Below are 19,707 nucleotides of genomic sequence, written 5' to 3'. Positions count from 1 at the left end.
ATTCGGGTAAAGAATGAAGGGATAGCCGGTAAAAGTAAGTTGTATTACAGATTACGGGCCATTTACAGCACCAATATATTCTTATGAGTAAGAGACATAAATTATTAAATATTGATGCAAAGATATAATTAATATCAAACCGGACAAATAATATTGGAATTTAGCGGAATGAATGTATCCGTATCAGGACAGGTTTTATCTGAGAATGACATATTCCTTAAAAAAAACAATTGGCTCATTAGAGTTGTTTTTATTAAAATATATTCGGAACTTAGAGGTACAGATAATAACCTATTAAAAAATAACCTATTATGAAGTTTTTTATCGACACAGCCAATTTGGACCAGATCCGTGAAGCCAATGATCTCGGAGTACTAGACGGAGTAACAACAAATCCTTCCCTGATGGCAAAAGAGGGTATAAAAGGTGTGGAAAACCAGCGTAAGCATTATGTGGAAATCTGTAACATCGTAGATGGCGATGTCAGTGCCGAGGTAATAGCGACGGATTATGCGGGGATGATAAAAGAAGGGGAGGAGCTTGCTGCTCTTCACAAAAATATTGTGGTGAAAGTACCTTGCATAGAAGATGGAATCAAAGCTATAAAGTATTTCAGCAAGAAAGGTATCCGGACCAATTGTACACTGGTCTTTTCTGTGGGACAGGCGCTATTGGCCGCAAAAGCAGGAGCTACTTATGTGTCGCCGTTTGTTGGGCGTCTCGATGATATTTCCAGTGATGGAATAGAACTGGTAAGCAAGATAGTGGATATGTATTCCACATATGATATGGATACTCAGGTTCTGGCGGCTTCGATACGCAGCACGCAGCACATTATCCAATGTATCGAAGTGGGGTCGGATGTGGCCACATGCCCGTTGGCCGCAATCAAAGGGTTGCTGAAACACCCGCTCACCGATAGCGGATTGGCTACTTTCCTTGCCGACTATAAGAAAGTGAACGGATAATCGGGGAAAATATATAATGAGTGCAGGTAGTGTTATATTACCTGCACTTTTGTATTTAATTCTTTTGTATGTTCATACGGGAAATGTCTATCCTTGTTATATATGAGTTATTTTATCCAATCGATTTTCTGTGTAAAGAGTTTATCATCTCCATTTTTTTTGTAAGTTTGTTAATGTCATCTTTTTATAAATTTTCAATAAATTACCCCAATGTCAATATTCGGTTATGCGATCCTTATCTTTATTCTTATCCGGCTTGTAAATCACTTTATGAAACAAAGCCGTGAGCAGAACCAAAATTCATCAAACGGGTTTAATTGGTCTGATTCTTATTCTCAAAGGCTTCGCTCTGTCCTTAAAACCTGCGAGGGGTTCAACGGTGATGAAATAATAGACAGCGCGGTAGGTTTCTATTTATTCAGCTATGATAGTGCAGCTAAAGAGTTCATTTTCATAGAAGATGATGACGTGATTCATCGGTTGTCCTACCGTGGTCTTATAGATTATAAAGTGAGAGAGAGCAAGAATTATAGGATAATAATCGATCTCAAAACCTCTCTTTCCGGTAAACCATATATTTCACTTGTATGTTTCGAGCGGGAAAAGCTTTTGCGGAAAATGCCTCAATTGCAATATAAGACGCATGAAATAGATAAACTATATGAATTGGAACGGGATAAGATTGATGAAATTGAAGATTTCCTGTCCGGGATTATAGAAGAAAACAAGGCGGTTTCCGATACTCCTCCTGCTTATAAGGAAGAAGAAATAGTGAAAGAAACTGGGGTAATAAAGATTGAGATTCCTCCTGTTCCTGCAAATGTGGCAGATATAGTAACAGCAATAAAAGAAGAGAAGGAAGAGGTTGCTACATTTTTGGATGAAGAACCGGTGATAGAGGCTGTAGAGGAAATCCCGGATGTGTACGAGACTACTTCTGCAGAAGAACAATCAGAACCACTTTTAGAGGAAGAAGAATCTATAGAAGCTGAGGTAGAGGAAGAAACACCGGCAATTGATGGGGGAATAAAAATATCACTTTCGGAAATAGAAGAATATTCGCGCGGAAAGTTTCTTGAATATGAGGTTCAGTCTGCAGTAAGTGATGCTAAAATGAAGGGACAGAAATATATCTGTCTTTCTAAAGAGCAACTGGAGAAGTTAAAGTCATAAACCGCCTCTGAGGTTGAACTTGTATTGAATTCTTCTGGAAAAACTTTATCTATGCAAAGAGAAGGTAAATGGAGAACAGCGAAAAAGAAGAACATGATAGAAAAACTGACAAATGAAAATCGTGTAAAAGTGTCAACTTTGTCAAGTCTATATAGAAACTGTGTAAAAAGGCATTCTTAATTCTTCATTTTTAATTATTAATTGATTTCTGTTACCTTTGTAACCTTTTCTAATTTATCATTAACAAGTAAGAATCAAAATATAAACAATGACAAACAGAATAACATCTTTATTTGGAATAAAATATCCCATTATCTCGGGAGGAATGGTATGGTGTAGTGGCTGGAGACTGGCTTCGGCTGTCAGTAATTCAGGAGGATTAGGGCTTATCGGGGCCGGATCAATGCACCCCGAAACACTCCGTGAGCATATCCGGAAATGTAAGGCTGCAACAGATAAACCATTTGGAGTCAACGTGCCGTTGATGTACCCTGAAATAGACACGATAATGGATATTATTATTTCCGAAGGGGTGAAGATTGTATTCACATCGGCAGGTAATCCAAAACTTTGGACTAAAAAGTTACAGGATAACGGCATCATTGTAACCCATGTGGTATCCAGTTCCAAGTTTGCACTGAAATGTCAGGAAGCGGGTGTGGATGCTGTTGTAGCCGAAGGGTTCGAAGCCGGAGGACATAATGGCCGTGAGGAAACATCTACCATGGTACTTATACCACAGGTAAGACAAAGTATACATATTCCGCTTATTGCAGCAGGAGGGATTGGTACAGGTAACGGAATGCTGGCAGCTTTTGCATTAGGTGCGGAAGGGATACAGATGGGTACACGTTTTGCCCTGACACAGGAGAGTTCGGCTTCTCAGGAATTTAAGGAACTCTGTATTAACCTGAAAGAAGGTGATACTGTTCTCTCTCTGAAAAAGCTCAGCCCTACCCGCATGATAAAGAATGAGTTCTATAATGCAGTGCAGTCTGCCGAAGACAGAGGTGCATCGGTAGAAGAAATGCGCGAGTTGCTCGGACGCGGCCGTTCTAAAAAAGGAATCTTTGAAGGTGATCTTGTTGAGGGTGAATTGGAAATAGGGCAGGTAAGTTCTTTGATAGATAATTTGCCTACAGCCGCAGATGTGATAAATCATATCGTTGCGGAATATAATATCAAAGTGGAAGATATAATCACTGGCGATTTTAAATTATAAAATGCTGACAGGCTTCGATCTGTGGAAGGTCTGGGCTGCCGGAGTAAGATTCACAATGTATTAAAAACAGGAGTTGCATTATGAAATATAGCCTTATCGTCTACCTGTTGCTTTCGTCCTGCTTTTTTTTCTCTTGTAAGAAGCAGCAGGAACAATCCGTTTACGACTTTGAACAAATAAAGGAGAAAGGCGAACTGACTATTATAACGCTCAATAGTTCTACTTCATACTTTATTTACAGAGAAGAGCCAATGGGGTACGACTACGATCTTGCTCAGGACTTCTGCGATCATTACGGGTTGAAACTGAATGTAAAAGTGGCGGAGAATACTACCCGGCTGATAGAAATGTTAAAAAGGGGGGAGGGAGATCTTATCGCCTATGCAGTGCCTATACAAAATGAGTTGAAAGATTCCATTTCCTATTGCGGACTGCAACAGATAACCCATCAGGTTCTTGTTCAGAGGGCGAATAAAGGAGACACTATAATAAAGGATGTAACAGGTCTTATCGGAAAAGAGGTGTATGTAGAGGCGGATACAAAATATCACCAACGCCTGCTCAATCTTGATTCGGAATTAGGAGGAGGAATTAAGATACATACAGTTAGTGAGGATACTATTACCAGCGAGGACCTGATAGAGATGGTATCGTTGGGCAAGATAAGATATACAGCCTGTGATGAATATATTGCCAGGTTAAACCGCACTTATTTCAGGAATATTGACATCTCTTTGCCAATAAGCTTCGAGCAACGGGCCTCATGGGCGGTGCGTAAGGATATGCCGAATCTGGCGAACGCTCTTAATGAATGGTTTGCCGAGAATGACAATACACCTGTATATAAGAGTATTATAAAGAAATATTTCGAGTTAAGCAAACAGCTTTTTGAGGGGGATTACGAGATTCCGAAAAATCTGCCCAAAGGTGCGGTTTCTGTTTATGACGATCTGTTCAGGAAACATGCCAAGAACACAAAATACGAGTGGCAGTTCCTTGCTGCTATTTGCTATCATGAGTCCCGCTTCCAAAACAATCTTACTTCGTGGGCGGGCGCTGCCGGAATTATGGGACTGATGCCTCGTACTGCGGCCTCATTGGGGTTGACAAGTCAAGACCGCATGAACCCTGACCTGAGTATCGGGGCAGCTGTCGAATTACTGGACAGGCTGGACAAAATCTTCCGGAAAGTAGAGAGTATCAGTGAACGCGAAAAATTTATACTGGCTGCCTATAATGCAGGAAACGGACATGTGAATGATGCGCAGGCTCTTGCCTTTAAATACGGAGCCAATCCCTATATATGGGAAGGAAATGTGCAAAAGTATCTGGAGCTGAAAAGCAATCCGGAATACTATAATGACCCGGTATGTAAAAGCGGGTATTTCAGAGGTGGCGAAACGATGAAGTATGTGAATAATGTACTGGCTACGATGGAACGGTTTAAAAGGATAAGCGGGAATAAAAATAGGGGATAGCCCTTTAGAGCCATCCCCCATTCTTCATATAGTAGATAGATTAGTTGTTTCCTTCGTTGTTGTTCTTCTGTATAGGCTTTTCCGGTCTTGGAGGACGTGGAAGAAGTACCTTACGGGATAATTTGAATTTCCCGGTTTTAGGGTCGATGTCAATCAGTTTCACTTCTATTTCATCGCCTTCTTTCAGTCCGGCTTTTTCCATATCTTCGATGCGATCCCAAGAGATCTCAGAGATATGAAGCAAACCATCTTTGCCCGGTAGGAATTCACAGAATGCACCGTAAGGCATTACCGAACGGACTTTGGCTGTGTACACCTCGCCTACTTCGGGAACGGCTACAATGCCTTTGATTTTCGCAACGGCGGCTTCGATAGAAGTTCTGCTTGTAGCAGATATTTCTACGCGGCCATAACCATCAATTTCCTCGATAGTAACGATAGCGCCTGTTTCTTCCTGGATACCTTGAATGATCTTACCACCAGGGCCGATAACTGCACCGATAAACTCTTTGTTGATGATAATAACCTCGATACGCGGAGCGTTTTCTTTGAAGTCCGCACGTGGTTCAGGCAATGTTTCAAGGATTTTACCCATAATGTGTAAACGTCCTTCACGAGCCTGGTTCAGGGCTTTTTCGAGTATCTCGTATGACAATCCGTCTACTTTAATATCCATCTGGGTAGCAGTGATACCGTCTTTTGTTCCACATACTTTAAAGTCCATATCACCGAGGTGGTCTTCATCTCCGAGTATGTCGGAAAGTACAGCGAAGTTTGTACCTTTTTTCTCTGAAATAAGTCCCATTGCTATACCCGTTACCGGTTTCTTGATCTGCACACCGGCATCCATCAGAGCCAGAGTTCCGGCACAAACGGTTGCCATAGAAGATGAACCATTCGATTCAAGAATATCCGATACTACGCGGATAACATATGGGTAGTTAGCCGGAATCATTGGTTTCAATGCCCTGTGGGCAAGGTTTCCGTGTCCGATTTCACGACGGCCTACACCACGTTGCGGGCGTGCATCTCCGGTAGAGAACGGAGGGAAGTTATAATGTAAAAGGAACCTTTCTTTTCCATTGTTCAGTACATCATCGATGATTTTCTCATCCAGTTTGGTACCTAAAGTAACTGTGGTCAGTGACTGTGTTTCTCCACGAGTAAAGATAGCAGACCCATGCGCTCCCGGCAGGTAATCCACTTCGCTCCATATAGGGCGGATTTCTGTTGTGGAACGTCCGTCGAGGCGTTTTCCTTCATCGAGGATAGAACGGCGCATAGCTTCTTTTTCCACATCGTGATAGTAACGGGATATCAAAGAACCCTTTTCTGCCAGTTCTTCTTCAGTCAGGCTTGCCTTATATTCCTCTACGATAGCTGCGAAGTTATCCCCGCGCTCGTGCTTGTTTGTATTAGCTGATGCTGCTACAGCGTAAGCCTTGTCGTAGCATTTTGCCCATACATCTTTACGAAGATCTTCATCATTTACTTCGTGACAGTATTCGCGCTTTACTGTTTTGCCTACAGCTTCCATCAGTTCTATCTGAGCCTGGCATTGTACTTTGATCGCTTCGTGCGCTACTTTGATCGCTTCCAGCATTTCTGCTTCTGAAACTTCCTTAAACTCACCTTCTACCATCATGATATTGTCGATAGTAGCACCTACCATAATATCCATATCAGCTTGCTCCAGTTGAGCGAAAGTCGGGTTAAGGATAAATTGTCCGTCGACACGTGCAACTCTCACTTCTGATATCGGCCCATTGAAAGGCACATCAGATACAGCCAGTGCGGCGGAAGCAGCAAGTCCTGCCAATGCATCCGGCATATCTATTCCGTCGGAAGAGAACAGCGTAACATTCACAAATACTTCTGCATGATAATCATCCGGAAATAACGGGCGAAGCGCGCGGTCTACAAGACGGCAAACCAATATTTCATAATCTGAAGCACGCCCTTCCCTGCGAAGAAAACCTCCGGGGAAACGGCCGAATGCAGCAAATTTTTCTTTATACTCTACCTGTAAAGGCATAAAATCAACGTCCGGTTTAGCGTCTTTGGCTGCGCAAACTGTAGCCAGCATCATGGTATTACCCATGCGCAGCATTACAGATCCATCCGCTTGTTTCGCTAATTTTCCGGTTTCAAGGGTGATAGTCCTTCCATCACCTAAATCGATACTCTTTGTAATCGGATTCATCATAAATATTTTTTTCTAAACTTCTTAAAATCGGACAAAGGTACGCAAAGTTTTTGAGAATTAAGGGGATGGAGACTGAAAAGACAATATACATGAGTTGCGTACCCTTCATTCTTAAATATTAAATGCTTAATAGATATAAAAAAGCAAGTTATTTTACTTATTGGCTGATCGTTGTTATCCAATAGTTTATAGGAAAAACTTTACAAAGTTGACACTTTTTACAGTTAACAGTTAGCAGTCATCAGTTAACAACTTGTATCTCGTGTCTTGTCTACTCGTATCTCATATAACTTTCAACTTACTACTTATTAAAAGGTAACAAAGGTAACTCTTAGTTTTGTCACAGGTTAAACAATTAAAGAATAATTAATTATGACAAAGCTCAATTCTCTCAAATTGGCCAGGATTAACAGGCTTATCCTTGCATCTCTCGAGTACGCTACGGCTCATTCTTCCGAATGTAAATTCCGTTCTCTTGACACTTCTCTTTTGTTAGTGTCTGATCGTTCCGGTGAATGTTACCCTAAATTGTCTATTCCGGTTAAAGTTGATCCTGTGTCTAAGGATTCTCAAGTTTACCCTGACGATTTAGTGTTGATTAAGGAAGCTTTTAAGGCTACTACCGTTCAGGTGTGTTATTGGCCTGGTCAGTCGCCTTATGTCAATTTCTATTTCGATTAGTTGTCTTTTCAATTATTACCCCCTAACGGGAAACAAAAATATAGTGCTCTTTATTTATTATTCTATTCTTAACCTTGCGGGGTGTGGTGAACTAGAAAGGTAGCTAACGCTTTTAGGCATATAGACTGTATTAGACCCGCCCCGTATTTTATTGGCAAGGCCTAGGTAGAAATTTAGAATAGAACTAATAAGAGTATTAGGAAACGTCAAATAAGGTTTTGAATGTAATAATTTAATAAAACCGTTTACATGGAGAAACAAGCGTTCATAGGTGTTGATATTTCTAAACTGACATTAGACATTTGTCTGTATGATTCGGAAAAGTACCTTTTAGAAAATTACTTAACTATAAGTAATGATTCTAAAGGTTTTTCCCATTTCCTTAAGTGGCTTAAATCTGAACATTTCAAAACTAACACTATCGCCGTATGTATGGAACATACAGGCGTCTACGGCTTGGAATTCAGCCGTTTTCTTGAATCTTCCGGTATAGACTTCATGTTCGTCCCCGGACATGAAATAAAATACTCCTGTGGCCTTCGCCGTGGCAAGTCTGATAAGATAGACGCCCGTGCGATATCCCGCTACTGTTATGAAAAACGTGACAGGCATGTTTACGACAAGCCTAAGACGGCTTACCGTCTCCGCCTTCAGGAACTTCTAACGGAACGTCGTGCCTATGTAAAAGAGCGTAAGCGTATCAAAACATACCTTACCGAACATAAGAACGCTGTAAACGCCTCTACCGGGCGTTATACCCGTCAATTAGAGCAAATCAGTATTCTTGTTAAAGAAGTTGAAACTGACTTATTGGAACTTATCCGTTCCGATGAAGAAACCTTCAACAATTACAATCTGCTGACTACCGTTGTCGGTATTTCCCTTGTCAATGCTGCCAATATCTTACTGCACACCGATAATTTTAAGGCTTTCGATAATCCCCGTGATTACGCCTGTTATTGCGGTGTCGCCCCCTTCGGTAAACAATCCGGTACGAGTATCAAGCGTGCCGATAAGGTTAGCCAGATGGCAAATAAACAGCTAAAAGCAGACCTTTCGCAATCTGCCCTTGCTGCTGTCCGGCATGACCCTGAATTGCGCTTATATTTCGAGCGTAAAAGGGCATCCGGTAAACACCGTAATAACGTTCTTAACGCTATCAAATTCAAGCTTATCCAGCGCATGTTTGCCACTGTCAAGCGTGGTTCTCCATACGTCAAACTCGGCGGTTATTCAACCCCGAAGCAATCATTAAATCATTCTATTAATCATCAAACTATTAATTCTTATGAAAATCAAAATTAACGCAGGCCTGGCCAGTATTCAGGAACTTACCCCTGACGAATTAGACGCAATATTTGGAGTTGTAGAGGCTGTTGATAGACAGTGTTTTCCTACTTCTTCGCGCGATGAATTTAGCGGTCTTTGGCTGTCTAAAGACGCTTTTGCAGCTTCTATTACAGATGCTCAGCGTTCTGCTCTAAAGAATCTCGGAACCCGTATACGTGACATCTATAACTCTTAAGCTATGGCATCTCTATCATTACTTACTGCTTTAAATTCTGTTACGGAATCTTTGAATAAGGTTGAATGTATTTCAGATATGTTTTTGTTGACTGTAAACTGCTACGGTCGTATTTTACTTTATTTCCGTGATAATACTTTGACGAAAGGTGAAATTTCGGATTTAATGGGAAAGTTGGGTATTTCTGACTATAAGATATCTTATTCTGAACTGTATTTCTGTAATTATGTATCATTCAGGTATATATGAATAATCAGGCGGTTTATTCCGCCTCTTATTATACTTATTTATTAATCAATCTTTTAAATTAAATCATTATGAAAGTTTACGAAGACGTTAAAAACTCGTCGGACTTGCAAATTGAAAACGGTTGTCATTTTCTGTTATTCGATTTAACGAAAAACACTGCTGTTGATGGCCTGCAAGCCTTCTTTAAGGACTTGAACCTTTCTCAGGCTGACAACCTGAAAGTGCTGTACACTTCCCGCAAAGGCGGTCAACGTACATTGGTTCCTTCCCTTCCTGTGTTTCCTTTGGCTATCGCTGCCACGATGGGCCCTCAACACATTCAGGCCTATAAACAAGGCGGTGCGCAAAATCCCGGTTACATCAACCGTGTTGTGTTCCCTGTCATGATCGGTGCAGGCGGTGCCCTTGCCCTTGATGACAACTCTTATGTATCCGTCTCTACCGGGTTTTCTGATGTCAAATCACTGAAAATCTATGCAGTTGATACAGTAAAGAGTTCCCTTGCCTTTGTTTACGAAAGCATTCACCTGAACGCTTCCAATCAGAAAGCAATTGACCTTACCAACTGTAACCAATTGTTAGTTCCTAAGCAGTTGCGTGACTTCCAGTTATTAGCGAAAAATTCCGCAGAATATTCTGTTAACTGGGATGAGAAAGAACTCGAAGCCGTTGCCCGTGCTCAAAATGACGTTCTTGCCGTTGTCGGTACTGAAATCACTTCTACCCGTGTTATCAACGGCCAGAATATCACTGACCTTGTTCAGGGCTTCACGAATGAACTCGAGTTCTCCGGCGGTGCGTTCTACGATGCTATCGGCGTTACTGATTTCGTTACTTCTAAGGTAACAACCCAGTATGATGACCGCGCCTATGTCCTTCGCGTAGTGGATACCTCTACTATCTAGTCTGGCACGGTATTTGAAAAACCGCTATATTTTTTTTTCATCCGGGACAATATATAAATCGTGCGTAGCACACCTTAGTATCATTCTCCCGGATAGCGGAATGAAATGTAGCATTAGAATTATTAATTATGGATTCGTTTAAAGCATTGGTAGAACGTGCCAACCCCGGTTATAACATGAACCTGTTCGAGAAAAGAGGTCATGAGGGCGAAACATTTGTAGCCCTTATGCGTGCTTTTCCTCACGAACTGTTCGAAGCTGCCGAAAAATACGGCTCTATCAGGAAGTTTATAGAGGATATTATGAACGGTGGTACATGGTACGCCAAAGGCGGTAATAAATACACCCTTGTACCTGATAAGCCCGGTTTCTTAGGCGGTTTCCTTACTGCCGCTTCTATCGTTCTCGGCGGCGTGTCTACATTCGTTCCTGTTGTAGCTCCCTTTGCTACTGCTGCCGCTGTCGGCGCGTCCGCTGCGAATACTGCGGCGCAAAAAGCCGTTTCCGATATGCCGTTCCAACAGCAAATAGTCTATGACTTTCTTTTAAAGCCCCTGCCCGGTGATATCCTGCTGACAGGACGTACGGATATGCCTTCCGGCTTTTACTATCTGGCTTCTACGAAAGAATACCTCTATACCCTTGATAAGAACGGTATCGGTATTTATGACGTTAAAGCCGTCGGTAACGGCTTAGGCTCTACCGACCTGAAAGAGCCCGGACAATTCGATACAAGCGGTTTGTCTCGAATCTACCTGAATGCTGACGGTACATTTAATAGTGAATTAAGTACATTTAATAGTGACGCTATGGCCTTTGATTTAAGTAAATTTCTTGATACGGCGGGTAAAGTGGTTGGAACTGCAACTAATATTTATAGTCAGGTTTCAAACTCTTTCCTGCCTACCTCCGGAAGTACTGCGGTTTCGTCTACGCTTGCCCCGCAAACGTCCCAAACTGCTGCTTCCGGTACTGTCTATTCCGCCCCCGCTTCTACAAATGCGGGTGGTTTATCTACTCCCGTGATGCTCGCCATTGGTGGCGGTATACTATTATTGTTTTTATCAATTTTTGTTTTACCAAATAAAAAATAGCTTATGTCGGTATTGACCGCCCCGAACGGGGCATTATATAACATTCCTGACGAACCGGGAGCAAAAGCGGAATATACACGGGTTCTTCTGGACTCCCTTGTCTCTCCGTTCCTTACCCCCTCGGCTATGGATGCCGGGCTTGTGAATAACTTCGTTTCCGGTACTGACCCCCTGTCAGGTGCGCAGCAATCCAACCTGTTAGGCCTCGATGTAGTGATGGAGTCTTCTACACAGGTCGATTCTATCGCCACCCGCTTGGCTGATTCTTCCGGCGGTAATAAAACAGACTGGATAGCCCTTATTACCGGCCTTTGGCAGACAGCCAAGCAAAGCAATATATTCGGTACGGCTAAAGATCAGCAAAAGATAGAGGGTGAACTCGGTTATGCCGTTGGCGCCGTTGTCGCAGATACCGTATCACAAAAAGTTGCCCGGTTTATCCGTGATAACTTCCTGCTTGTTGTCGGTGGTACTGTAACCCTTATCCTGTTCATTGCTTACTCCCTCGGAAAACGCAGGTAATAACAGCTAATCCGAAAAGTATAATTAAACACTTATTATTCAATTATTAATCAATCTTTTAAATTAAACGATTATGAAAAGTCTTATCAAATGGATGGCATTACTGGCCATCTTCGCAACTGCCGGAAAACTGTTTATGGACGCTTTCCTTCCCGAGTACGAACAATGGCGTGAAAAGTACCCGCCTGAACCGGAAGAAACGGACGATGACGAAACTGAAAAGGCAGATAATGTCATTCAGGCTCAGGACCTGTTTAAACCTGATGCGGAAAAATTCGCACAGGATGCCGAAACCTATAACGAGAAAGGAGGTTTGTAATGGCAAGGTATAGAAATTCATACGGCCGTCGCCGTGGCTACGGTCGCCGTCGCCGTTTCGGGTACGGCTTCCGCCGCTCCTTCCGCCGTTTCCGCACCCGTTACAGGACGATATTCAAAACCCGTTACCGTAACAGGTATGTACAGGTTCGTAATCGCAGACGCCGTTCTTACGGCCGTCGCAGACGTGGCGGAAACAATATGTTCCCGATGCTTAAGAAACTCGCTATAGGCGCATTGCTTATCTTCGGAGCTATATATGTCTGGAATAACTATCTGAAAGCCTTTTTGACAAAGCAAGGCATTCTTAAAATATAGTTATGGCCATGAATAAAAGTTTATTAGGTTTGATAATAGCGGCTATAGTCGCTATTATCGGCTACCTTATCTATAAGTTCTTCTTTAGTAAGGATAGCAATAGTACAAATAATGCTGCCGGGTTAGCAGGTGGAACCGTTGCAGCCAATGCAATTAAACCGCCTGTTGTTACCACACCCGAGAGTAACACGGCTGAATTCGGTAGTATTTATAGAAATGGATTTGATATGAACCAACAGGAGACATTAACCAACGGTACGGCTCTTAGCCAACGTACCAACAATCCCGGCGCATTGTTCTGGGATAATACAACCAAATGGCAGGGTATGAACGAAACCCTTACATTGAAAAACGGTATCATTTACTTTGACACGTTTGATTACGGTGTGCGTGCTCAGCTTATGACTTTGAAGAACTATTCAAAGAAGCACGGTATCAAGACACTGAACGAACTGACAGCCCGTTATGCTCCGGTAGGTTCCGGCGGACATGAGACCAATAACCCGATAGCCTACGCAAATATCTTGTCTTCGTATATCGGTATCGGCGTAAATGATACGTTCAACCTTGACAGTAACAGGGAACTGTTAGCTGCCATCGGTTACTTCATTCACCGTGTCGAAGCCGGTTACTTTTGGCTTCCACGTACCAAGTACAACGAATGGAGTACAAAAGTTTAAAGAGTTACATATTTTGTTTTGTGTATTATAGTTAATTTGTTCAGAATCCGGGCCGTTGTGAAACTCCCCGGCTTCATTTAACCCTTAATTGATAAAATTATGTCCCGTACATATAATATAGATTCTACCCGTAACTACGACATAGACGGCCGTACTTACCACAATACAAGTAATGAAAGCCGTTCACGTATCAATAGCGCACGCCAAAGCGATGTAGACGCCCGTAATTACTCCAATGCTATGCATAATACAGGCGGTGCAAAGATATTTAGTTTTAAAGGCGGTGGTACCGGAAAAATGATTACAGGCACATTTTCGTATGTGTTAATGTGGTCTGTTGTTGGTGTTATCGTTTTTCTTGCCTTTCAATTTCTTTGGCCGTTAATTAAGAAATGGAAAAATGTTATTAATCCTTCTGTTGGTGCTGCTATTGAAAAAGAGAATCAGGAAGTAGCAAAGCATTCATCTGACAGGATGTCTAACGGTGATACTTATCTTGGTGCTGCTACTTATCTTTTTGATGAAATGTATTCTGATACTTTGCTTCCGTGGGCAAAAGATACCGATCATGAAATTGTAGGCAATTATATGTTAACAGTTAAATCGGCTGAATTTGTTCAGTTATCGTCTACTTTCTCTTTGGTTAGTAAAGAGCGTCGAAGTTGGTATCATATGGGTGAAGAACAGTATTTTTCTCTTACGGATGCTTTGAAGAAATTGTTTTCATCTTCTGAAAAAACAAAATATTTATCTCATTTGGGAGTTCTTTAGTTCTTCTATTCTTTCTTCTAACATCTTTATTTTCTGTTTTTGTATGTGAATTTTTGATATAGCCCATATTGGAAGGGCAAGAAACGCTATAATTAGTATTGGTAATAGTATTAATATTTCTCCCGTTCCTAAGTTTCCTAAAAATAGTAATGTATTCATATTCTCTTATGCATTTTAGTTAATAATCCCCAAATATAAAAATAATTATGAAAAAGTTTATCATTTACCTTTATAAACGTTTCGTAGGTGACTTGCCTATCGTTGATAATAGCCCTCGTTTTTATTACCCTGAACCGGGTACGGTCCTGTATTATCACAGTCTCCGCGTTAAGGCTGTAGAGGCTACGCATGATTGTTCTGATTGTTTATTTCGTAATAGTCATGCTTGTTCTGATTTTGTGGATTCGTATAAGGGTCTTACATGTGATCGGTGCTACCGTCCTGATGGTAAAAGTATTATTTTCAATGTTGCACCTGCTGAAAATCTTTAGTATAAAATAATTATGTTGAAAAAGCTGATCCGTTATTTATTTAAACGTTATATTCTGAATTTACCTTCAGGTGTTGAGATAATTAATATTTCCCAAAAGAACTATTATGTTGTAGATGGTGAGATGTTTGAATGCTTTAGATGTGATTATAGGTCTATTTGCAAAGGTATTAACTTTGTACATAAGCCTTTTCCTGCTCCCTGTATTCCTTATCTTGAGTTACAAAATAGATCTGTTTACTTTAGAATTTGTGATACTAATGGAAACTGTTAAAATCACCCCAACTCTCACCCTCAAGCCCGTCCCGCAGCCTTATCACCGTCTCTGCTATGGCTGCTACCTTAATCAGTTCATTAACTGTTCTGATATCAAGGTTAAACACGGCCTGCATTGCTCGCCTAAAGCCCGTGAGGACGGTTTAAACGTAATCTTTAAAAAAGTTGACTCATGAAAAAGCCTCTCTTATCCTCCTGGCTCTTTGTCTGCTATGTACAAACCGAACGTAAGTTCATTATCCATACTATAGCCGTACAAAGCTTCTATCAGGCCTTAAAAGAGCACTCCGCTATCTTTCCCTCCCATGCGGTTATCTTTTCGCTGCAAATACCCCTGCACCTTGCCGAATACATAGGCAGGCAGTTGCAAGGCTATTTCATTGAACCGGAAAGGATTTATTCGGAGTTCGCCCGGTGTATCAACACCCCTATGCAGTCACTTGTAGTTAATCAGGTAAAAACCTATCAGGGTTTAGTCCCTTTAACCTACAGTGACGTTTCCAAACGCTTCGGTTTATCCGTTTGGAATGGTGATTATTACGAAAGCGCACAGGCTTTTGTTCTGCATCCCTCTTTAATCGAATTCTTCAATTCGGTTTTCTTTGTTACCAGTGATAATGTTTTAAATATGTTTAAATTATGAATGCCAACGGTATAAATAAGCTTAGCGAAAGGCAAACGTCTTACGCTCTGCGCATGTTCAAATGTACGCCCCTTACCGCCCCTGCTGTCGGGCAGATAGACAATTCTATGTATTTCGATTGCGACAGGCCTTTTGTCCTGCTCCATGCCTTTACGGTAAACAGGCAGCTTAACCGTGACCGTTATTCCGATTTGTCACAGGGTGTCAGTAATGCCCTGTTGTATCTCGACAATCACCCTATCGTTCAGGTCGCCCAGGTCGCCGAAATCAGTTCCTTTCATATCGCTGCCGGACGCTTCTTTGTCGATGACCTGCGCCCGATAGACGGTGATGTCGATATAGACGGCAATACCCTGATGCGTGATGACTTCGAACAATACGTGTTCGTCCTGGTCTGCATCAATTTCTAATCTTTAGTTTTTCACTTTTCACTTTTAAAATTATGAGTATAGATAAATTCCGGTTAAACTGGCGGTCCAACCCTCAGGCCCAGTATGACGAGTTGCAAAAAATGGTAATGCACCTCTCTAATATCGCTAACGGTATTACCGATATCAATATTAAATTGAATGTCCTGCCCCAGATTGTTACGGCAATCAATAATCAAAACTTGCTGTTACAGGCTATTTCAGACAATACGGGCTGTGCCTGTAATGCGCTTGGCGATGTTAACGGCAAACTTGACCAGATTATAGAGCTGTTAGGTGTTCCCACTTATGGTTTCGTTCTGTATACCACATCTGTGGATATTACCCCGGAAATAATTGAAGCCGGTTCATTTATCCTTGCAGGTGTATCCACTAAAGACGGTGAGTTATTCGATCAGCTTATGTTAGTGGATGAATATGACTTTATAGATAGCGTCAATGTTATTTCCGATACACAGATAGAAATACAGTTAGACCCTGCGTATGATATCCCCGAAGGTACTTTGGTTATTCAGGTTCAGCAGGCTGAAAGTAATATAATACAGCAGTTCAATATGTATTATGAGGCTCCCCCTGTTCCTGCATCGAACTTTGTCCGTCTGGACGATGGTACTATCGTTCCTCTTACATCTTCTAATGAAGTGGCTTCTTTGTGTACTACCGGAGTTGCTTCTACTTCCATTACTGTGGGTTCCCATACCTTTACCAAATACTCGGTAAAAGAAGTATGTATTGTCGATGGTTCGTTATTAGTTAATAATACTATACCGGGTAATTTCTGCCGTGAGTTTTCCGCTCTTACCTCTTTGACTATCCCCGGTACTGTTACGGCTATCGGTGAAGCTTTCCTGTTGAAATGTACATCTTTCAATCAGCCGTTGGCTTTACCAAATGGTTTGTTAAGTATTGGAAGTAATTTCTTGGATAATTGTACGGCTTTTAACTCGGATATTGTTTTGCCGGAAGGTTTAAAGACCGTCGATACTTACTTTATGTACACTTGTAAGTCTTTCGCCCGTCCGTTGACTCTTCCCGATTCGCTGACCTCTGTCGGCGGTCTGTTCATGTATGGTGCGGATGCTTTTACAGGCCCGTTAAATATCGGCCGTCTGGCGCCTTCCGTGTTCTCGCTTTCCCCTACCGGATATACCCTTTGTACGGGTAATGCGAATGCGGTCGCCTATACAAGCGGTATTAGTGTACTCGGTAATGACTCTAATGCATTCCGTGCCCGGTTCCCGAATCGTGATGCTAATCCGTTCCGTAACTTACTTCCTTACGGTATCGTTCCAATCCCGAACAGGCTTAATTTTTCATCTCCCGCAGGTTCGCAGTCTGTTAAGCTGACTTCTACCCTGCCGTGGTATTACGATAATTACACGGACGATCAGGGGCAGCCTCACGAAGACGTTTTGCCTGACTGGTTGCAGGTTAGTATCCTTAGTGGCCCGCATGGTACGTTTACCCCGGTATTTACCGTTACGGAAAATACAGGCCCTACCCCTCGTTATGCAAGCCTTACCTTTACCACAGGTGAAACCAGTTCCGGTCTTGTCGTTGAGCAGGAAGCTTTCGCCTCTGACCGTCATTTCCGGACACGTCTGATAATGGACTTCCCTGTTAACGATGGCACGGCAAAGGTTAACGTTATCGCTACCGTTAAGACTGCCCAAAATCAGTATGAGTTTATTAATTCCGCAGACTATCCTTCCGGGCATAGCTCGATGGAATTTAATTTCGATGATATCATACCGTCTGCCGATACAACCCCTATCGCATGGGCTAGTGTCAACGTTAACGGAAACTTTCAGGCCGGAGTATCTTCATTCCTGTCCGACGATACGGGCTTCCTGCAGGAAGGTGAATCCATGTACGGCAGCTTGTATTATTCAGGCCCTGTATCCGGCAACCTGTCTTTTGAGGCTCATTTTACAAATGCGTGACCGTTTGTAGCCTTATTTAGCTGACAGGCTAGCTCATTATTAATCAAAGGTTCGGAGTGTTGAAAAATACACTCCCGCCTTTCTTGCACCCTTACAGTTATGACAACTTTAGAAAAAAACATACAATTCCTCTGGCAGAAACGTGACCTCAAACATGAAACGTGGCTATGCCTGTTCGATTACCGTGGTATCAATATCCATATCCGTTTTGCTAAACACCCTGTCAGTGGTGAATATTCCGCTTCCTGCCAGTCTCCCCGCTTCGATTTAAAGCACGAAGATTTTCGCAAGCTGTTGCAGTTCGTTTTTATCCATTTGCGCCACTGTAAAGACCCGATTATAGGTATTGAGCATAAGAAAACGATTGATAGAACCCTGCGTTTTATTGACTCGTTAAAGCAGGAACCTACTTTGATGTTCCCCGAGGATTAGGAAAATGTATTATAACGTATACTCTCTATAGTTGGACTTGTTTATGTTACACTTTTCGGATTAGCTTATTTATGACCTTTTGCTTTAGTGTCTGTATCTTATTGATACTTTGTTTGTTGTCTATCCTGTTTGCGTCGATTGGTAAAACAGGTAAATTTTAACTGATATGTTGAACGATTATGTTCTTAAGATTCGTAGAGATTTTAGCAGTGTTCTTATTCCTGTTGGTGCGTGTCCTGCGGGTACTCGCAGAAAAAAGCAAGTCAAAGACCGAGCGCATCTTTATACTGGTGGTGCTTTTGCTCGTCATCGTGCTGGCTGTAGCTGCGATAGCTGTGTACTCCTTTCAGATGTTGTAGAGGACGATACACCCGCAAAAAATGATTCTGAGAACGGTTATCTTATCCGTTCCCGCAGTAAGCAGGCCATTAAGAACGCTGCGAACTCTATCTTCTTTCGCAGTCAGCACAAGGAATACCTGCGCTTCGTTACTTTCACCTTTCCCCCTGTACCCGTTAAATTTGATGACAAGGTACAGGAAGATAAATATTTACATAACCTCTTTAAAAAGTTTCTTGACAATGAAAGAAAAAACTACGGCCTTAAACGATGGCTCTGGACAAATGAACGACAGTCAGGCGACAGGCTCGACAAACACGAAAAACACGCCCGTGAAGTTCTTCACTATCATTGTATCTTTGAGTACGAAGACCGTATTAACTATTACCTTGTTAATCTGCGCTTTCTTCGGCTTTTGCATCGCAATAACTTCGATGTGCTGTCTTCTCATAGTAAAGCTGTTAAAAAAACTTCGCTGGAGTATCCCAAACTAAAGAAAGCCTGTCAGTCCATCGCCAAAGGTGATTATACTTATTTCATTCAGGACACCGAACGTATGTATTTTAGGGATGAACTCGGTATTAAGCGTTTCATGTTCCTTTCTCCGGTCGATTTCGAGCGCATCCGTTACAGCTCCCTCGACATCGGTAAAATATCCGCTTACATCACCAAATACATATCAAAATCAAGTGATAAAATCTACTGCCGCAGATGGGGCAGTTCTAAAGGTTTAGTTATCTCTGACAGCCAATTAAAACAGTTTGCGGAGGAAAACTTTCCCCAGGAACATATCGATTATGATACAGGTGAGATTATTATCACCGCTAATCAGGAACAGATATTTAAATTCTTCTGTATGGGTGACCCCGATACGAAGCTGTTTAAATTCAAAGTTGAAATACTGGATAAGGAAGAGGAATTAATCTATATCCCGCCCAACTGGCAAAAATGGCGAAACCATTCGCATCTTGCACAAGTCTTTAAGCAGTATTTTAATTATGATATCTAACAGCTTGCATTTAACATCATTTAACTCTTGGCTTTGA

General features: G+C 41.9%; 20 protein-coding genes. 19 read left to right on the top strand and 1 reads right to left on the bottom strand.

Going from position 1 to position 19,707, the window contains the following annotated elements; all coding sequences use genetic code 11:
- The first annotated feature begins 311 nt into the window (after positions 1–311).
- The 4 genes from fsa (at position 312) to B3317_RS06965 (ending at position 4,841) form a co-directional block, all read left to right on the top strand.
- Positions 312–968, top strand: a complete 657-nt coding sequence (gene fsa, locus B3317_RS06980; protein WP_291110012.1) for a fructose-6-phosphate aldolase — start codon at positions 312–314, stop codon at positions 966–968.
- A gap of 210 nt (positions 969–1,178) precedes the next feature.
- Positions 1,179–2,141 (top strand): hypothetical protein, encoded by a 963-nt coding sequence (locus B3317_RS06975; RefSeq protein ID WP_291110009.1) that lies wholly within the window; start codon positions 1,179–1,181, stop codon positions 2,139–2,141.
- 268 nt (positions 2,142–2,409) lie between these two features.
- On the top strand, positions 2,410–3,363 hold the full coding sequence (locus B3317_RS06970; protein ID WP_291110007.1) for an NAD(P)H-dependent flavin oxidoreductase: 954 nt from the start codon (positions 2,410–2,412) through the stop codon (positions 3,361–3,363).
- Between the two features lie 80 nt (positions 3,364–3,443).
- Entirely contained in the window at positions 3,444–4,841 is a 1,398-nt protein-coding gene (locus tag B3317_RS06965) for a transglycosylase SLT domain-containing protein (protein ID WP_291110005.1), read from the top strand.
- Positions 4,842–4,881: 40 nt separating this feature from the next.
- Here B3317_RS06965 and pnp read toward each other — a convergent pair whose 3' ends face one another.
- Positions 4,882–7,047, bottom strand: a complete 2,166-nt coding sequence (gene pnp / locus B3317_RS06960) for a polyribonucleotide nucleotidyltransferase (RefSeq protein WP_291110003.1) — start codon at positions 7,045–7,047, stop codon at positions 4,882–4,884.
- Between the two features lie 372 nt (positions 7,048–7,419).
- Between pnp and B3317_RS06955 the strand changes: the two genes are divergently transcribed.
- From B3317_RS06955 to B3317_RS06885, 15 genes are all read left to right on the top strand, one after another.
- On the top strand, positions 7,420–7,728 hold the full coding sequence (locus B3317_RS06955) for a hypothetical protein (RefSeq protein WP_291110001.1): 309 nt from the start codon (positions 7,420–7,422) through the stop codon (positions 7,726–7,728).
- A 249-nt stretch (positions 7,729–7,977) separates the two neighbouring features.
- Complete coding sequence (locus B3317_RS06950) at positions 7,978–9,033, top strand: IS110 family transposase (protein WP_291109999.1); 1,056 nt, start codon at positions 7,978–7,980, stop codon at positions 9,031–9,033.
- Positions 9,017–9,253 carry a hypothetical protein gene (locus tag B3317_RS06945; RefSeq protein WP_291109996.1) on the top strand — a complete coding sequence of 79 codons (237 nt, stop codon included), beginning with the start codon at positions 9,017–9,019 and terminating at the stop codon, positions 9,251–9,253. The genes B3317_RS06950 and B3317_RS06945 overlap by 17 nt, the downstream gene beginning before the upstream one ends.
- A 440-nt stretch (positions 9,254–9,693) precedes the next feature.
- Positions 9,694–10,407, top strand: coding sequence for a hypothetical protein (locus B3317_RS06940; protein WP_291109994.1), 714 nt, complete (start codon positions 9,694–9,696; stop codon positions 10,405–10,407).
- A gap of 128 nt (positions 10,408–10,535) precedes the next feature.
- Complete coding sequence (locus B3317_RS06935) at positions 10,536–11,501, top strand: hypothetical protein (protein WP_291109992.1); 966 nt, start codon at positions 10,536–10,538, stop codon at positions 11,499–11,501.
- Positions 11,502–11,504: 3 nt separating this feature from the next.
- On the top strand, positions 11,505–12,023 hold the full coding sequence (locus B3317_RS06930) for a hypothetical protein (protein WP_291109989.1): 519 nt from the start codon (positions 11,505–11,507) through the stop codon (positions 12,021–12,023).
- Positions 12,024–12,096: 73 nt separating this feature from the next.
- Positions 12,097–12,342, top strand: coding sequence for a hypothetical protein (locus tag B3317_RS06925; RefSeq protein WP_291109987.1), 246 nt, complete (start codon positions 12,097–12,099; stop codon positions 12,340–12,342).
- Positions 12,342–12,659: a hypothetical protein gene (locus B3317_RS06920; RefSeq protein ID WP_291109985.1), complete on the top strand. Its 318-nt coding sequence runs from the start codon at positions 12,342–12,344 to the stop codon at positions 12,657–12,659. Before B3317_RS06925 ends, B3317_RS06920 begins: the two co-directional genes overlap by 1 nt.
- 8 nt (positions 12,660–12,667) lie before the next feature.
- Positions 12,668–13,339, top strand: coding sequence for a hypothetical protein (locus tag B3317_RS06915; RefSeq protein ID WP_291109983.1), 672 nt, complete (start codon positions 12,668–12,670; stop codon positions 13,337–13,339).
- Positions 13,340–13,438: 99 nt separating this feature from the next.
- Positions 13,439–14,110 carry a hypothetical protein gene (locus B3317_RS06910; protein ID WP_291109981.1) on the top strand — a complete coding sequence of 224 codons (672 nt, stop codon included), beginning with the start codon at positions 13,439–13,441 and terminating at the stop codon, positions 14,108–14,110.
- Positions 14,111–15,048: 938 nt separating this feature from the next.
- A complete protein-coding gene (locus B3317_RS06905; RefSeq protein ID WP_291109979.1) occupies positions 15,049–15,519 on the top strand; it encodes a hypothetical protein in 471 nt (156 codons plus the stop codon).
- Positions 15,516–15,929 carry a hypothetical protein gene (locus B3317_RS06900; protein WP_291109977.1) on the top strand — a complete coding sequence of 138 codons (414 nt, stop codon included), beginning with the start codon at positions 15,516–15,518 and terminating at the stop codon, positions 15,927–15,929. Before B3317_RS06905 ends, B3317_RS06900 begins: the two co-directional genes overlap by 4 nt.
- Before the next feature lie 32 nt (positions 15,930–15,961).
- Positions 15,962–17,890, top strand: a complete 1,929-nt coding sequence (locus tag B3317_RS06895) for a leucine-rich repeat protein (protein WP_291109976.1) — start codon at positions 15,962–15,964, stop codon at positions 17,888–17,890.
- Between the two features lie 99 nt (positions 17,891–17,989).
- Positions 17,990–18,322 (top strand): hypothetical protein, encoded by a 333-nt coding sequence (locus tag B3317_RS06890; protein WP_291109974.1) that lies wholly within the window; start codon positions 17,990–17,992, stop codon positions 18,320–18,322.
- A 166-nt stretch (positions 18,323–18,488) separates the two neighbouring features.
- Complete coding sequence (locus tag B3317_RS06885) at positions 18,489–19,670, top strand: hypothetical protein (RefSeq protein WP_291109972.1); 1,182 nt, start codon at positions 18,489–18,491, stop codon at positions 19,668–19,670.
- Positions 19,671–19,707: the final 37 nt, after the last annotated feature.

It is taken from the genome of Dysgonomonas sp. UBA7710, assembly GCF_002482385.1.
Classification (GTDB): Bacteria; Bacteroidota; Bacteroidia; order Bacteroidales; family Dysgonomonadaceae; genus Dysgonomonas.
The sequence above is the reverse complement of the archived record's forward strand: the minus strand, read 5'-3'. Positions and strand labels throughout refer to the sequence as shown.

Bases quoted from the DNA above. Each gene is read 5' to 3' on its own strand.
- B3317_RS06900 (WP_291109977.1), top strand. From the start codon at position 15,516: ATGAATGCCAACGGTATAAATAAGCTTAGCGAAAGGCAAACGTCTTAC.
- B3317_RS06920 (WP_291109985.1), top strand. From the start codon at position 12,342: ATGGCAAGGTATAGAAATTCATACGGCCGTCGCCGTGGCTACGGTCGC.
- pnp (WP_291110003.1), bottom strand. From the start codon at position 7,047: ATGATGAATCCGATTACAAAGAGTATCGATTTAGGTGATGGAAGGACT.
- B3317_RS06925 (WP_291109987.1), top strand. From the start codon at position 12,097: ATGAAAAGTCTTATCAAATGGATGGCATTACTGGCCATCTTCGCAACT.
- B3317_RS06965 (WP_291110005.1), top strand. From the start codon at position 3,444: ATGAAATATAGCCTTATCGTCTACCTGTTGCTTTCGTCCTGCTTTTTT.
- B3317_RS06930 (WP_291109989.1), top strand. From the start codon at position 11,505: ATGTCGGTATTGACCGCCCCGAACGGGGCATTATATAACATTCCTGAC.
- B3317_RS06915 (WP_291109983.1), top strand. From the start codon at position 12,668: ATGAATAAAAGTTTATTAGGTTTGATAATAGCGGCTATAGTCGCTATT.
- B3317_RS06955 (WP_291110001.1), top strand. From the start codon at position 7,420: ATGACAAAGCTCAATTCTCTCAAATTGGCCAGGATTAACAGGCTTATC.
- B3317_RS06935 (WP_291109992.1), top strand. From the start codon at position 10,536: ATGGATTCGTTTAAAGCATTGGTAGAACGTGCCAACCCCGGTTATAAC.
- fsa (WP_291110012.1), top strand. From the start codon at position 312: ATGAAGTTTTTTATCGACACAGCCAATTTGGACCAGATCCGTGAAGCC.
- B3317_RS06945 (WP_291109996.1), top strand. From the start codon at position 9,017: ATGAAAATCAAAATTAACGCAGGCCTGGCCAGTATTCAGGAACTTACC.
- B3317_RS06885 (WP_291109972.1), top strand. From the start codon at position 18,489: ATGTTGAACGATTATGTTCTTAAGATTCGTAGAGATTTTAGCAGTGTT.
- B3317_RS06895 (WP_291109976.1), top strand. From the start codon at position 15,962: ATGAGTATAGATAAATTCCGGTTAAACTGGCGGTCCAACCCTCAGGCC.
- B3317_RS06975 (WP_291110009.1), top strand. From the start codon at position 1,179: ATGTCAATATTCGGTTATGCGATCCTTATCTTTATTCTTATCCGGCTT.
- B3317_RS06910 (WP_291109981.1), top strand. From the start codon at position 13,439: ATGTCCCGTACATATAATATAGATTCTACCCGTAACTACGACATAGAC.
- B3317_RS06970 (WP_291110007.1), top strand. From the start codon at position 2,410: ATGACAAACAGAATAACATCTTTATTTGGAATAAAATATCCCATTATC.
- B3317_RS06905 (WP_291109979.1), top strand. From the start codon at position 15,049: ATGAAAAAGCCTCTCTTATCCTCCTGGCTCTTTGTCTGCTATGTACAA.
- B3317_RS06890 (WP_291109974.1), top strand. From the start codon at position 17,990: ATGACAACTTTAGAAAAAAACATACAATTCCTCTGGCAGAAACGTGAC.
- B3317_RS06950 (WP_291109999.1), top strand. From the start codon at position 7,978: ATGGAGAAACAAGCGTTCATAGGTGTTGATATTTCTAAACTGACATTA.